Genomic DNA, 13,749 nt, shown 5'->3' with positions numbered 1-13,749 from the left:
TACTTCAGCTCTTACCGCAGAAGCACCTAAAAATCTTTTATTTAAAGGTTCTGGTAATTTTACTTCAATATTTTCTAATAAAACACCGAATTCCAATCTGTCAAATTCAACGCCGCTAAAATCCCAAGAATCACCATATTTAGAAGCACCTTGATTTTCCAAATACATTTCAGATGAAGCATATAAAAAAGGAAGATTTACATTATTATCAGGATAAAATCTTAAAGCAGTATAATTATCTCCCATATCTTCATTATCAGCTCTTTCAAGAACTCCTGTTAATGTAATCTCTCCATCAAAATAAACTATACCACCACTTTCTACATTATAGGCTTTAAGTGTATTTTTTGTTACTTTACCATTATCGCTTAAAAGTTCAGAAAAATACGCTTCACTAGGCGGAAATGCCCATAAGAAATTAGCTTCACTAGGCGGAAATGCCCATAAGAAATTAATGCTTAAAAGAAATAAAATAATTTTTTTCATTGAATAACTCCCATTATATATAAAAAACTTGTTCGTTAATAAGCCCTGCCGTTCTTACGAATAGCAGGCACTCACAAGTTTTTTATTTGAAATCTTAATCTAGTATGTGTCCCATACGCTCTTTTTTAGTCTTTAAATAAAATGCATCATACTCTGAAGCCTCTATTTGTATAGGCACTCTGTCTTTTATTTCAAGTCCGTAATTATTCAAATACTTTATTTTATCTGGGTTATTAGTCATTATTTTTATGCTCTTAATTCCCAAATTTTTAAGCATTTGATAAGCCTCATAATATTCACGCATATCATCTCTAAAACCCAAAGCTATATTAGCATCCACTGTATCAAGTCCGCTGTCCTGAAGTTCATAAGCTCTTAATTTATTAACAAGTCCTATTCCTCTGCCTTCCTGACGCATATATACCATTATGCCCCTGCCTTTAGAAGCAATTTTTCTCATAGCATAATCATACTGCTCGCCGCAGTCGCATCTTTTAGAGCCTAATGCATCGCCTGTTAAACATTCAGAATGCACCCTGCAAAGCACATCCTCTCCGCTTGAAATGTCTCCCATAGTTAAAACTACATGATGTTCTTTTGTTATTTTATTTACAAAAGTAAGTATTTCAAACTCTCCGTATTTAGTAGGCATTTTAGCCTTAGCATAAAGCTCCATCAAGTCTTCATTCTTTTTTCTATAGTCTATCAAATCAGAAACAGTTATCATTTTAAGATTATGCTTTTTAGCGAAATCAATCAAATCATCTCTTCTCATCATATCGCCGTCATCTCTCATAATCTCGCAGCATAAACCGCATTCTTTTAATCCCGCTAATCTCATCAAATCAACAGTAGCCTCAGTATGACCCATTCTTACAAGTACGCCTCCGTCTTTTGCAAGTAATGGAAACATATGACCAGGACGTCTGAAATCTTCTGGTCTTGAAGAATCATCAACTACTTTTAAAGCTGTTATTGATCTTTCTACTGCTGAAATACCAGTTGTAGTTTCAACATGGTCAATAGATACTGTAAAAGCTGTTTCATGATTATCAGTATTTTTTGTAACCATTTGATTTAAATTAAGTTTGTTTGTAATCTCTTTGCTCATAGGCATGCATATCAAGCCTTTAGCATAAGTAGCCATGAAGTTTATATTTTCTGTAGTAGCAAACTCAGCTGCACAGATTAAATCTCCCTCATTTTCTCTATCTTCGTCATCGGAAACAACTATTATCTTTCCGTTTCTTAAATCCTCTAAAGCCTCATCAATAGTGCTGTAAATATTTTCCATTTGAATGCTCCTTCTTCATTCGTTTTTTAATTTTGTGCTTTTCCTAAATATTGTAAGCAAAAACACTAAAAGTATTAAAATCCGTTCTTAAGCAAAAACTCCATTGTGATATTGGATTTTTTACTGTCATTACTATTTTCTTTATCATCTTCTTTAAATGTTAAAAGCCTTTCAACATATTTGCCTATAACATCATTTTCTATATTAACCTTATCACCCTCTTTTTTATAATAGAGTACAGTTTCCTTTAATGTATGAGGAATAACAGCTATAGAAAAACTATTATCTGTTAAACTTGCCACCGTCAAACTTATACCATCAACAGCAACAGAGCCTTTCTCTACTATATACTTCATTAATTGTCTAGGTACTTCAATAGTAAGTATAATAGCATTATCATCTTTTTTCATAGATTTAATGCTTCCCACTCCGTCAATATGCCCGCTTACTATATGACCGCCGAATCTTCCGCTTAAAGTCATTGCTCTTTCAAGATTAACTCTGCTTCCGTTTTTTAAACTTCCCAAATTAGTGCGGTTCAAAGTCTCCTGAGTAACATCAGCATTGAATATCTTATTATCAAAACTAGACACAGTTAAACAAGTACCATTAACAGCGATGCTATCACCCAAACGCAAATCATCAAATATTTTATTTGCTTCTATCGTAATAACTTTGCTCTGTACCGATTTAACAATTCCTATTTCTTCAACTATACCAGTAAACATTATTGATATTTTCTCTCTTAAAATAATTTCTGTACTTTTCCCGCCTTCGCTCTGCGGGCTTCACCAAAAGTACCAAAAAGTGCAAGTGTAAAATTAATTATATGTAAAGCTAATATATTTTATCTATAAATTAATAATTTAAATAGTATTCCAAAAATAAATCATCATCTATTTTTGTTATATCTCCGCATATAAGTTTAAAAGCATTATTAGGGTCATCGATCCCTTCGCCTCCTATAGGACTTTTTGCTTTAACGCCTCCAAATATTTTTGGTGCTATATAAACTAAAACCTTATTTACTAGCCTTTCCTCTATCAAACTGGCATGCAAAGAAGCACCTCCCTCTACATACACACTGTCAATATTTTTCTCTTCACCTAATATTTTCATCAATTCTTTTAAGTTTACTCTTCCATTATCACTTTCTGTTTTTATTATTTCAATTCCTAAATTTTCAAGCTCTTTTATTTTTTTATCATCATTACTAATAGTAGCTATAAAAGTTTTTATTTCTTTTGCAGTTTTACAAATATTAGAGTTCAAATCTATTTTTAAAGAACTATCTAAAATTATCCTTATAGGGTTTCTAGTATTTGGAAGTCTGCAATTAAGTGTAGGATTATCTTCTATTACAGTATTTATTCCTACCATTATAGCAGAGTATTTATTTCTAAATCTATGAGAATGCTCTCTTGCTTTTTCTGAAGTTATCCATTTTGATTTTCCGCTTGATGTGGCAATTTTACCGTCTATAGTCATAGCATATTTCATCACAACAAAAGGTCTTTTATTTGCTATATAATAGAAAAATACTTCATTTAATTTTCTGCATTCATCTTCAAGTATATTAACTACAACTTCAATTCCAGCATCTTTTAATTTTTTTATGCCATTACCTGCAACTTTAGGATTAGAATCTACACAGCCTATAATAACTTTTTTTATTTTATTTTTTATAATGGCATCAGCACAAGGAGGAGTTTTACCATAATGAGAACAAGGCTCTAAAGTTACATATATAGCAGCTCCTTCAACATCTTCGCCTTTTTTTTGAGCGTCAAGAAAAGCATTAATTTCAGCATGATTTTCACCGTATTTTTGATGATAACCTATACCTATAACTTTATCATCTTTCACTATCACAGCACCAACCAAAGGATTGGGACTAGTAAATCCTTCTCCTTTTTTTGCTTCTTCAATAGCCATTCTCATATATTTTTCATGCATATTTTGCTGCATAATGCTAATACTCTTAAAAAATATTTTTTATAATCTTTGGGTTTTATTTAGGAAGTATTTATTAAAGCAGAAACAAAAAAACTCTAAATGTTAAAACATAACAAATAGAGCCATAATTTTTTGATATGTAGTAAGTTTACATTAATATCTTCTACCATCCAGACTTTAACTGTCGGTTTTGGAATTGCACCAAATCAGCTATTTCTGAAAAAGAATAATTTTCAAAAAAGCTCGCGGACTTTACCGCCGGTATGGAATTTCACCTAGCCCCGAAGATTTATATATACTAATATTATAATACAAAAAAAATTCATTGTCAAGTATCAGTAATGTATTATTAATTATTATAATTTATTCTTATTTCTTCGCATAACTTATTCAGTCTTTCTTCTGCAATTTTATTTTTTAGTTCGCATTCCCAAATAATAATAACTTTCCATCCCATTGACTTCAGATTCATTATATTATTTTTGTCCCTTTCCATGTTGCGTTTTATTTTAGGTACCCAATAGCTTTTATTAGAAAGAGGCATTCTTCCTCTTGAGCAGTTATGCATATGCCAAAAACAGCCGTTTACAAAAATAATTGTATGATATTTCGGCAGTACGATATCGGGTTTACCAGGATATCTTTTATCATTCTTTCTGTATCTGAATCCATTCTTAAAAAGATATTTTCTTACAATATTTTCAGGTTTTGTATCTTTGCTTTTTATTCTTGCCATATTTCGGCTTCTTTCTTCGTGAGTTTTATTATCAGCCATATTATTACCCTATCACAATTTAAATTTCATCTGCATTTAATTTCTCTGCAAATTTTTCGTAGCTTCCCCAGCTTTGTATATCTATAGAATACTCGTCTTCTTTTTCTTTAGTAACTATTACAGAATCAATTCCTAAAAATTCCATCTTATCAATTGAAGCAAGTTCAAATTCTTTTAATTTTAGTACATCTCTAAGAAGCCAGCTGCTTAATGCTTTATTGGGATTTGTCATAAGAGCCTTATTATTATCCTGAGATACTTTAGCATTTAATATTTCTCCAAGCGGTGTTTTAAGAATAAAAGGAGTATCTCTCTCAGGAAAAAAATTAGGAAAATGCTTTCTTACTAATGAAGGTATAGCTATATATACCTCATTAGGATCTCTTTTCCTGCCGCTTGCATTCCATTGATTAAGTGCAGATCTTTCCTGAACTATTTTTATATTATTTTTTACTGTATATAAAGGCAGAATAACATATTCCAATTTTTGTTCTTCCTCAATTGAAATTTTATCATATCCAATTTCATCAATGGAAAGAAGAAGTTTTGCAGGATTTTCAAATATTACAGCCTCTGCTGTATTACAGTTTTTAGGAATATCAAATTTTCTAAATAATGTACTTTTTGAAAAATTAAATTTATACAAGTGATTTCCGTCTGTAAAGTCCAAAGATTTTTCACTTTTACATCCTTTTTCTTTTTCAATTCTTAAATTTGATATATCAATTTCATCATAATCTGTTTCAAAAAACAGCAGCAAATTTTTTCTTCTAACTATGATATGATATTGAGCCCGAGATATACCGTAAATATCTTTAGCAAGTTTAATTCTTTCATTTCTAAGATTTGCTAAAAATTCTGTAAGATCTTTATCATCTGTTTTTTCTCTGATCATACTTGAATTTTTATTAAATTCTGCTATTTTTTCAAAACTGTAATTCTTATTTTCTCCTAGAAAAGTTTTTAATCCTATACCTATATTATCTATTTTTGCATCAAATGCTGTATCTGAACGGCTTAAATTTTTAGCATTAAAACAAAAACAGAACAAATTTTCCATAGCCCTATAATATATATAAGGACTGCTGCTGCCGCTATAAAGTCTTGAAAGTTTAGATACTATCTGTATTAATTTTACATAATTCTTATTTTCTTTCTTATCCAGCTCAAAAAAATTAATCATTTTATGCCTCATTCTTGATTAGCAGTCTATAACCTTAAGAATATTATCTGCTATTTTTTTTACTAAAGGATAAACTATTGAATTTCCTGCCTGCTTATATAATTTTGAATTTGATTGTTTAGGTAGTTTAAAATCTTTAGGATATCCCTGAAAATTAAAACATTCTCTAGGCGTTAATTTCCTTATACCATAATTATCACGTATTATTGGAACATTATGACCGCCTTCTCCCATATTAGCAGTTAGAGTAGGACAAAGATTTGATTTGTTTTCTCTTATATAATGCCTTCTCCATTGGTATACAGTATCCTGCTTTTTTATATTATCATTAAAAATTTCATAATATTTAGTGCTGTTGTAATAATATATATCATCTTGTTTTTCATGCTCTATAAAATCATGAATAGTTTTAGTAAGCTCTACAGGTTCAGGGAATTTAAAATTAGAATAATGGTATACCTTTTCTTTACTGAAAGCAGCAATAAATATTCTTTCTCTGTTCTGAGGTATGTTTGAATATTCTGCTGAATTTAATACTTTATATGAAACATAATAATTTAAATCTTTTAGAGTATTTATTATTATTTTTAATGTATTTCCGTTATCATGGGTTTCAAGATTTTTAACATTTTCAAGAAGAACAGCTTTAGGCTTATGATATTTTATTATTCTAACTATGTCAAAAAATAAAGTTCCTCTTGTATCTTCAAAACCTTTACGGTATCCTGCTACAGAAAAAGGCTGACATGGAAAACCAGCACAAAGTATATCATGCTCAGGTATATCTTTTTCGTCTATTTTTGTAATATCACCTTCAAGTATAGTATCAGGGAAATTTAATTTATAAGTTTCTCTTGCATTGGTATCTATCTCACTAGCAAAAACACAATTTTCTGAATTAAAAGCTAAATGAAATCCCCCTACTCCTGCAAATAAATCAATAAATCTGCACATTATATGATTTCCTAATATTTAACAAAATTATTTATATTATCATTTTATTATTCGGATTATAAATCATAATTTATATTTGTCAAAATTATTTCTAGTTTTATATATTGTTTTTTAATCTGTTCTGCGTGCGTAAAATGCAAATATAAATTATAAGTCAGTATTCCAATTAGCCGACTGAATAATAACATCTATATCACTATATGCCTTTGAAAGTTTATCAGCTTCTGCCTGAATCTCTTTTACATTAACTAAAACTTTCATCTTTATTTCATTTTTAGCATTTCTATAATCTTTGCTGTTAAGCTCTTTTAAAACAGTTTTATAAATATCTAATTCTCTTTCTAATTTATCTCTTATATTGATAGCATCAGCAATAGATATTCCTATATCAAGTTTTGTTTCATGTTCTTTACTATCTATTTTTACAATTAAATCTGAAAGTTCATTATTTATATCAATATATTCTTTTATTAGATCATTAGGATTTTCATTGTTTTCATTATCATCTCTTAGTACAACATTGCTTTTTATCCTCTTTTTAATATTTTCCTGCCTCTTAATATATTCATCTTTTTTTAATAAAGCCTCTCCTAATTTCATAATATCTCCTGTCTATTTATTTTTTTTAATTGTATAATATTATATATAAAAGTATAATAGAAAAGTTATTCTAGTCAATAATAATTTTTAAGGTGATCTATTATGAAAAAGATTTTTTATTTGAGTCTATTTTTTATTTTAATAAGCTGCAATATATACGTAAATGATAATATAGGCATTTTAATATTCGATGAAGATGCTAAAGGAAACAGATTAACAAATGAAACATTAACTTTTATACTGCTTAAAAGGGAAGATAAAACATCATTTAATAATATAACATATATATCTGGACAAATAGATAATAAAAACGGCAGTCAAAATATAAAATATATAGAAGAGGCTAAATATATAAAGGATATTAAAGATACAAACAGTGCTCAGCATTTAAATATTGATAATAGTAAAATGATGATTGATTATAATAAAAAAAGAATAATATTTACAGATTATGACGGAAAGAAATATACTCTTCCTCTAAATAATTCTGAGGATACTTGGATTTATAAACTTCTTTCTGACAGTACCAATTTATAATTTATTAGTTTGCATTCTTTTATAAAGGAATGTATATTTTCAATTATATAATTAATAAAAGAGAATTAAATGAAATATAAATTGATAATAATATTATTACTTATAATAATTTCATGCAGAAATAATAATAGAGAAAATAATATAATCTCTGTAAATCGAGATGAAATAGAGCCTAATGATAGTTTGGAATATTCGCAGTTTATAGACACAAGTACTTCTATAAATGCTGGTTTTCAAAGTGATGAAGATATAGATTATTACCAGATAAAGCCCACCAATGCCTCAGTTATGGATTTATCTATTTATGCAAACAAATTGGATATAAATTTAACTTTGATGTCATCTTCAAACAGCGATGTCATTAATATTAATACAAAAGATATTGAAAATTATAGAGGCTTTATTGAATTAAAAGATTTTATGTTTTATGATGACAGTTATTTTCTTAAATTAAGTTCTGATAAAGAGGGTAAATATGATGTAAGATTTGAGTTAAAAAATGATTATTTCCCTTCTAATGAAATAGAGCCAAATAATAATATTAATACGGCAAATATAATCAATTATCCTAATGAATTAGTTTACGGATATTTTTTGTATAATGATTTTGATATAGATGAGAATATAAAGCCTTATATAAAAAACTCTGATATAACAGATATAGATATTTATAAAATAGAAAATGATACTGATATAAATACTTCTATTAATATAATACTTGAATATTCAAAGGATATAGATATTCTTTTGTTCGACGAAAATTATAACTACATAAAGAAATCAATTAACAGATTAAATACAAGTTTTGAAGCTGGAAGGAAGTATTATATAGTATTAGTGTGTTTTGGAGACAAATCAATTATGGAAAGATATACACTTCATTATGAGTTTAATTGATTAAAATGTATGCTATTGACAAATCAGCATTTTTAATATAAAATTATCTTTACTATTAAAAGTAAGAAATAATTTTGGAATATTATAATGAATAATTCTTTTTTACATAAAAAGTTAAAAAAAGCCCTCTCTCTTTGGGAGTGTTAAATTATTGATATTTTGCAATATATAATAATTTTTAAAATTTTGCCTCCCAAAATAAGGGGGCTTTTTTTATATTTTTTATTGTCATTAATATTTATCATTAAAATATTTTCATAATTATAAAAAATGTATATATTAATTAGGAGTAAACTTTATGGAACATTATGGTATGTTAGGTATTATACCGCCTCTTTTGGCCATTATACTTGCTTTGGTCACGAAAGAAGTTATCATCTCTCTCACACTTGGTATACTTTCTGGAACATTGATAATAGCACATGGAAATATATTTACAGCGATTACAATATTCACAGATAAAGTTGCTGAGATGAGCGGTGATGCTTGGAATATACGCATACTTTTATTTTGTGCTTTGCTTGGTGCCTTTGTGAGCATGCTTTCAAAAACTGGTGCTACTAAGGCTTTCGGTCTTTGGGCAAGTAAATATTTAAAAACAAAAAAGAGCATACTCATATTTACTTGGTTTTTTGGTCTTATTATATTTATAGATGACTATTTCAACAGCTTATCAGTAGGTACTGTTATGCGTCCTGCTTTCGACCAGAATAAAATTTCAAGGGCTAAACTAGCATATATACTAGATTCAACTGCTGCTCCTGTTTGTATACTTGCTCCTATATCCACTTGGGTTGTTACTGTTATGAGCTATATTAGGGATTCCGAAGGTTTTGAATCTTTAAATATAAGCGAATTTATTTTCTTTATAAAAATGATACCTTATTCTGTTTATCCGCTTTTGGCTTTGGCATTTGTAGTTCTTATGGCTTTAGTGTTTAAAGATTTCGGACCTATGAAAAGAAGCGAAGATAATGCACAAAAAGGAAAATTATTTGATGAAGAATTATACGGTGATTGTCCTGGTAATTTGGAAAGCTCTTCAAATGATACTGCTAAATGGTATGATATGGTTATAGCGATAGTTGTTCTTATTATAGTATGTATAGTAATGTTTCCAGTTACAACATATATGGGATTAATAGGAAAAGATGGGATAAACACTTTTTCTGCTGCTATGTCTAGTATATCTCTAAATCAGGCTTTTTTAGATACTGATGCTTCTAAGGCTTTATTTTATGGGGCAGTTATTTCTATTATGATAATGTACATATATTATATGGCTAGAAGATTATTAAATATACGTTCAGCTGGTAACTCTATAATAGAAGGTATAAAGTCAATGGTTCCAGCTTTAGTAGTACTTGCATTAGCTTGGTCTATAGGAAGTGTTATAAAATCAAGCCCAGAAGACGGCGGACTTGGTCTTGCAGCTTTTCTTTCTGAGGCTGTAAAAGGAGGCGGTTTCCCTCTTTGGATACTTCCTGCTATAGGATATTTGCTTGGCTGTGTTATAGCTTTCTCTACTGGTACAAGCTGGGGTACTTTTGCTATACTTATTCCTATAGTTATACCTATAGCCAACGGTCTTGCCGCTGGAAACGGATATACTGGAGAAGCTCTCCTTAATGTTCTGCTTATAAGTGTAGGCTCTGTTGTTTCTGGGGCTGTTTTTGGAGATCACTGTTCTCCTATATCTGATACTACTATACTTTCTTCTACTGGAAGTAATTGTCCTTTGCTTGAGCATGTGGCAACTCAAATTCCTTATGCTGGATTAGTTGCTATTTCATCATTTGTAGGTGTTGTAGTAGGCGGTGTTACTTTAAGTCCTATAGCTGCTTTATTAGTAGGTTTTATAGTGATGTGCGTACTTGCTCTGCTTGCTCCTAAATTTTATGATAGAATATCATCTTTATATAAAAAAAATATATCAGAAGATTCTAAATAAATAATTATAGCTTTTTAATATTTATGCTATTATATTGCGGGGATTAGAATAAAAGATTTTTTCTAATCCCCGCCCTTTCAGATTTAAAAGCTTTATTTTTTTAATTGATTTTGATTAAATCTATAAGCCTATATTTCTTTAAGAGCACCCGCCCAAAGCGTAATTTAAATTTAAGGATTTCCCAAACGCACGCAGAGCTAATTTTTAAGATATAGATTGGATTAACAAATTTAATTTATTTTTTATATAAGAGTCAATTTAACGTGCGTTGAAGAATGTTATAAATTAAAAAAATGCTTGGGTGGGCAGCCAGAATAAATTTTTTAACTTTACTTTAATCCCCACCCTTTTAGATTTAAATGCTTTATTTTTATATTATAGTATTAATTAAATCTATAAGTCTATTATTTTTTTAGTACGCCCGCCCAAAGCGTGATTTAAATTTAAGACTTTCATAAATGCTCGCATGCAGATTTTAGAACCTATACTTCGACTTTATAAATTATTTTAGAATGAAAGATAAAAAACTATTTGTTAGTTAAATAATATTTGTAAAGCTCTTTCTTTGTTGAATATAAACTTACACCCTTTATGGGACTTATTTTTAATGTGATTGTTGCAAGTTTTATTTTTTTAGAATCACTAATGTATAAATAACGCTCTCTTAATGAATTTATAATATCAATAGTAATACCTTTATCATTTGCTCCATTATTGTAATAATCATAAACGCCCCTACTCTCTTCTGTATTATAATCTATTTTATTATTCTTAAGTATCTTAAAAAAATGCTTCTCTGTAAATCTGCTTGTAAATATTATAACTTCCAAATATTTATTTGTTATTATTTCACTTAATATATTATTGTATTCAAGTATTATTAAGTCAGTATCTCTGGCACTTTCTTTATTTTTTCTTTTGCATTTTAAGAAAACATCAGCTATACCTACCCTATTCTCTTCAAAAAGTTTTTTCTTATTTTGTTTTGACGAAACTAAATTATCATAATCAATGTCAAAACTGTATGATATTATCTTCCAAAACTCACTCCTCTTACTTGCATAATACCAAGCATTTTCTTTTTCTTTGCTGCTTAATTTTTCAAACCTTTCTATATTGGAATAATTAGGAACTGGAAAAGTACCTAGCATCAAAACTCTCATTTTATAAGGAAAGAAGTTAATATCATCAAATAAATGTTTCTCTGTATCCATTATTAAAAATCATCAAAAATTATTTTCTTATTACCCAAATTATTATGGAGCATATTATTATCACAAGACCCAAAATAAATGTAATTATTCTAACCCCAATCTCTCCAAACATCTCATGTATATTCATCATAAAATTTGAACTATTATTGTTTAAAAGAAAACTCCATTTAAAAACAGCAGCTAAAATAAATAAAATGCCCGCTAATATTGCAAACAAATATGGAAACTTTTTTATAATCTCATCATACTTCATAATTAATAAAACCAATAATTATTAATAATATTAAATATAATAGGGTAGGGCAATAACAAATAATATTATAACAAATTACTGAACTTTATTCCAAATATTATTAAGTTTATCCTGCATTATAAGCGAAGAAATATTTACTATAAAAATTAATCCGGTAGGAAAAAGAGTAAAAAGCATAATTAAATCTTCTGCTTTTGCAGGAGAGCTTATTAATTTTAATATCAAAATAAGAATGTTAAAGAACATATTAAAGAAATAAATAACAGCAACTGCAATATCAATAAGCACAAGAACCATTGTTTTATCTTCAGTATTATTCATACCAACTTTTAAAGGCATTTCTTTATAAACAATTTTTCCATATTTATAATACCAATACTTAAAATAAAGTCCTCCTGTAACTATACCTAATATTATTTCCAATGCAGGATTCAAATCTTCTCTTTCAATAAAATTTTTTATTTCAGATGAAGTCTGATATATCCAATAAATATAATACCAGCCGCAAGTAACGATATTTAATAATAACATTATCGGTATAGTTCTTACAGCACCTTTTTTCATAAGTAAGTCCATAAATATATTTTATGTAAAGATTTTAGAAACATTTATAAAATTATTCAAAAATATTAAATAATCCTAAAGCACTTACATTATCATTAGCGTTTTCAGTAATTTTATTTATTTTACCTAAAGCCTCTTCAGTATTTAAAGAAAGCATTATATCAATAACTGCTTCTTCAGCATTTTTATATTTATTTGATAAAAGCTCAATCATAGAATTAGAAGCTATAAAATAATTATAATTCTGATTTCTTCTAGCCCCTTCAACAGTAATATAATGTCCGCCTCCTGCACAGGCACAATTCTCCAAAGCATTTCCGCTTATATGGTCTCTAGTTACTTGAATAGCTCTGTTTTTATTTACAGCAAAAACTTTAGAATCTCCTGCATTAAAAACAAAAGCACCTACAAATTTATGATATAAAACTCCAGCAATAGAAGCTCCAGCCATAGATTTTTCTTTGTCATCTGATGAATCCCTAGAAGCTACAACCTCTAATTTTACAAAATTATGAACTATCCAATTAAATACTTCCTGCTCTCCAACAAGCTCAATCAAATCCAGAAAATTTTCATTATATATATCTATAGCCAATTTTGAAGCAAATGTATCTCCAAGTCCGTCAGCTATAAGTGAAACAGCCGTTCCGCTTATATTGTTTATAAAATGAGAATAGTTTAACTGCTCATTAATAAGAATAGGATGTCCTGATACAGATTCGCTATTAAAAAGAATAGTATCAGTATTTATTTTTGTATTAGAACCTTTTTTTGTAAAAGTGAAAATATTCATAGTTATTAATCCTTAATTATTTTTATATGCCTTTATATATTATGGGTTTTGATTATATATTAGAATACTCTAAATATCAATAATATAAGTTTAACACTAGAGTAGGGGAGGATTTTTAAAAATTTTTAGTATATACTGGAACGATTTCATTTTGTCAACTGATGTACATTATATAGAATTATCAACTTTTTTACCGCACAAAAAAGTTTTTGCCAAAGGCACGCTTCGCGAAAAACGCAATTACTAGAACTTTATATTTTAAAGATATGTATTAAACGTATGGTAATCTCTG

Annotated in this window: 14 protein-coding genes, 1 pseudogene and 1 riboswitch; of the genes and pseudogenes, 3 read left to right on the top strand and 12 right to left on the bottom strand. The window is 28.3% G+C overall.

The genetic code is table 11. The annotated features are described in order from the left end of the window. The 8 genes and pseudogenes from Q1X91_RS13285 to Q1X91_RS13250 all read right to left on the bottom strand — a co-directional run. A pseudogene (locus Q1X91_RS13285) lies at positions 1–486 on the bottom strand (hypothetical protein); the annotation flags it as partial. A 94-nt stretch (positions 487–580) separates the two neighbouring features. Then, on the bottom strand, positions 581–1,780 hold the full coding sequence (locus tag Q1X91_RS13280) for a bifunctional 3,4-dihydroxy-2-butanone-4-phosphate synthase/GTP cyclohydrolase II (RefSeq protein WP_300758494.1): 1,200 nt from the start codon (positions 1,778–1,780) through the stop codon (positions 581–583). A 74-nt stretch (positions 1,781–1,854) separates the two neighbouring features. Next, complete coding sequence (locus tag Q1X91_RS13275; RefSeq protein WP_300758492.1) at positions 1,855–2,508, bottom strand: riboflavin synthase; 654 nt, start codon at positions 2,506–2,508, stop codon at positions 1,855–1,857. Positions 2,509–2,638: 130 nt separating this feature from the next. After that, positions 2,639–3,748 carry a bifunctional diaminohydroxyphosphoribosylaminopyrimidine deaminase/5-amino-6-(5-phosphoribosylamino)uracil reductase RibD gene (gene ribD / locus Q1X91_RS13270; RefSeq protein WP_300758490.1) on the bottom strand — a complete coding sequence of 370 codons (1,110 nt, stop codon included), beginning with the start codon at positions 3,746–3,748 and terminating at the stop codon, positions 2,639–2,641. A 142-nt stretch (positions 3,749–3,890) separates the two neighbouring features. After that, positions 3,891–4,029, bottom strand: a riboswitch (FMN riboswitch). 56 nt (positions 4,030–4,085) lie between these two features. Continuing rightward, entirely contained in the window at positions 4,086–4,511 is a 426-nt protein-coding gene (gene vsr / locus Q1X91_RS13265) for a very short patch repair endonuclease (RefSeq protein WP_300758487.1), read from the bottom strand. Between the two features lie 19 nt (positions 4,512–4,530). After that, positions 4,531–5,694: a restriction endonuclease PLD domain-containing protein gene (locus Q1X91_RS13260; protein WP_300758484.1), complete on the bottom strand. Its 1,164-nt coding sequence runs from the start codon at positions 5,692–5,694 to the stop codon at positions 4,531–4,533. Between the two features lie 18 nt (positions 5,695–5,712). After that, entirely contained in the window at positions 5,713–6,648 is a 936-nt protein-coding gene (locus tag Q1X91_RS13255; RefSeq protein WP_300758481.1) for a DNA cytosine methyltransferase, read from the bottom strand. A 147-nt stretch (positions 6,649–6,795) separates the two neighbouring features. Further along, positions 6,796–7,248: a DIP1984 family protein gene (locus Q1X91_RS13250; RefSeq protein ID WP_300758478.1), complete on the bottom strand. Its 453-nt coding sequence runs from the start codon at positions 7,246–7,248 to the stop codon at positions 6,796–6,798. A gap of 102 nt (positions 7,249–7,350) precedes the next feature. On the opposite strand from Q1X91_RS13250, the gene Q1X91_RS13245 reads away from it, so the two are divergent. From Q1X91_RS13245 to Q1X91_RS13235, 3 genes are all read left to right on the top strand, one after another. Then, positions 7,351–7,785: a hypothetical protein gene (locus Q1X91_RS13245; protein ID WP_300758475.1), complete on the top strand. Its 435-nt coding sequence runs from the start codon at positions 7,351–7,353 to the stop codon at positions 7,783–7,785. A 69-nt stretch (positions 7,786–7,854) separates the two neighbouring features. Further along, entirely contained in the window at positions 7,855–8,682 is an 828-nt protein-coding gene (locus Q1X91_RS13240; RefSeq protein ID WP_300758472.1) for a hypothetical protein, read from the top strand. Positions 8,683–8,980: 298 nt separating this feature from the next. Next, on the top strand, positions 8,981–10,633 hold the full coding sequence (locus tag Q1X91_RS13235; protein WP_300758469.1) for a Na+/H+ antiporter NhaC family protein: 1,653 nt from the start codon (positions 8,981–8,983) through the stop codon (positions 10,631–10,633). Between the two features lie 527 nt (positions 10,634–11,160). Here the strand turns inward: Q1X91_RS13235 and Q1X91_RS13230 are convergent. The 4 genes from Q1X91_RS13230 to Q1X91_RS13215 form a co-directional block, all read right to left on the bottom strand. Beyond that, positions 11,161–11,847, bottom strand: a complete 687-nt coding sequence (locus Q1X91_RS13230) for a uracil-DNA glycosylase family protein (RefSeq protein WP_300758467.1) — start codon at positions 11,845–11,847, stop codon at positions 11,161–11,163. Between the two features lie 19 nt (positions 11,848–11,866). After that, positions 11,867–12,100, bottom strand: a complete 234-nt coding sequence (locus Q1X91_RS13225; protein ID WP_300758465.1) for an Imm17 family immunity protein — start codon at positions 12,098–12,100, stop codon at positions 11,867–11,869. A gap of 75 nt (positions 12,101–12,175) precedes the next feature. Next, positions 12,176–12,664, bottom strand: a complete 489-nt coding sequence (locus Q1X91_RS13220) for a DUF4234 domain-containing protein (RefSeq protein WP_300758462.1) — start codon at positions 12,662–12,664, stop codon at positions 12,176–12,178. A gap of 52 nt (positions 12,665–12,716) precedes the next feature. Continuing rightward, positions 12,717–13,457 carry a serine/threonine protein phosphatase gene (locus Q1X91_RS13215; RefSeq protein ID WP_300758459.1) on the bottom strand — a complete coding sequence of 247 codons (741 nt, stop codon included), beginning with the start codon at positions 13,455–13,457 and terminating at the stop codon, positions 12,717–12,719. Between the last annotated feature and the right edge of the window lie 292 nt (positions 13,458–13,749).

This window comes from uncultured Brachyspira sp. (assembly GCF_949287625.1).
GTDB lineage: Bacteria > Spirochaetota > Brachyspiria > Brachyspirales > Brachyspiraceae > Brachyspira.
This window is presented reverse-complemented; position numbering and strand designations above follow the sequence as displayed.

What these genes read in the sequence shown, in the direction of transcription:
- Q1X91_RS13280 (WP_300758494.1), bottom strand. Translation starts at nt 1,780, where the DNA reads ATGGAAAATATTTACAGCACTATTGATGAGGCTTTAGAGGATTTAAGA.
- Q1X91_RS13275 (WP_300758492.1), bottom strand. Translation starts at nt 2,508, where the DNA reads ATGTTTACTGGTATAGTTGAAGAAATAGGAATTGTTAAATCGGTACAG.
- ribD (WP_300758490.1), bottom strand. Translation starts at nt 3,748, where the DNA reads ATGCAGCAAAATATGCATGAAAAATATATGAGAATGGCTATTGAAGAA.
- vsr (WP_300758487.1), bottom strand. Translation starts at nt 4,511, where the DNA reads ATGGCTGATAATAAAACTCACGAAGAAAGAAGCCGAAATATGGCAAGA.
- Q1X91_RS13260 (WP_300758484.1), bottom strand. Translation starts at nt 5,694, where the DNA reads ATGATTAATTTTTTTGAGCTGGATAAGAAAGAAAATAAGAATTATGTA.
- Q1X91_RS13255 (WP_300758481.1), bottom strand. Translation starts at nt 6,648, where the DNA reads ATGTGCAGATTTATTGATTTATTTGCAGGAGTAGGGGGATTTCATTTA.
- Q1X91_RS13250 (WP_300758478.1), bottom strand. Translation starts at nt 7,248, where the DNA reads ATGAAATTAGGAGAGGCTTTATTAAAAAAAGATGAATATATTAAGAGG.
- Q1X91_RS13245 (WP_300758475.1), top strand. Translation starts at nt 7,351, where the DNA reads ATGAAAAAGATTTTTTATTTGAGTCTATTTTTTATTTTAATAAGCTGC.
- Q1X91_RS13240 (WP_300758472.1), top strand. Translation starts at nt 7,855, where the DNA reads ATGAAATATAAATTGATAATAATATTATTACTTATAATAATTTCATGC.
- Q1X91_RS13235 (WP_300758469.1), top strand. Translation starts at nt 8,981, where the DNA reads ATGGAACATTATGGTATGTTAGGTATTATACCGCCTCTTTTGGCCATT.
- Q1X91_RS13230 (WP_300758467.1), bottom strand. Translation starts at nt 11,847, where the DNA reads ATGGATACAGAGAAACATTTATTTGATGATATTAACTTCTTTCCTTAT.
- Q1X91_RS13225 (WP_300758465.1), bottom strand. Translation starts at nt 12,100, where the DNA reads ATGAAGTATGATGAGATTATAAAAAAGTTTCCATATTTGTTTGCAATA.
- Q1X91_RS13220 (WP_300758462.1), bottom strand. Translation starts at nt 12,664, where the DNA reads ATGAAAAAAGGTGCTGTAAGAACTATACCGATAATGTTATTATTAAAT.
- Q1X91_RS13215 (WP_300758459.1), bottom strand. Translation starts at nt 13,457, where the DNA reads ATGAATATTTTCACTTTTACAAAAAAAGGTTCTAATACAAAAATAAAT.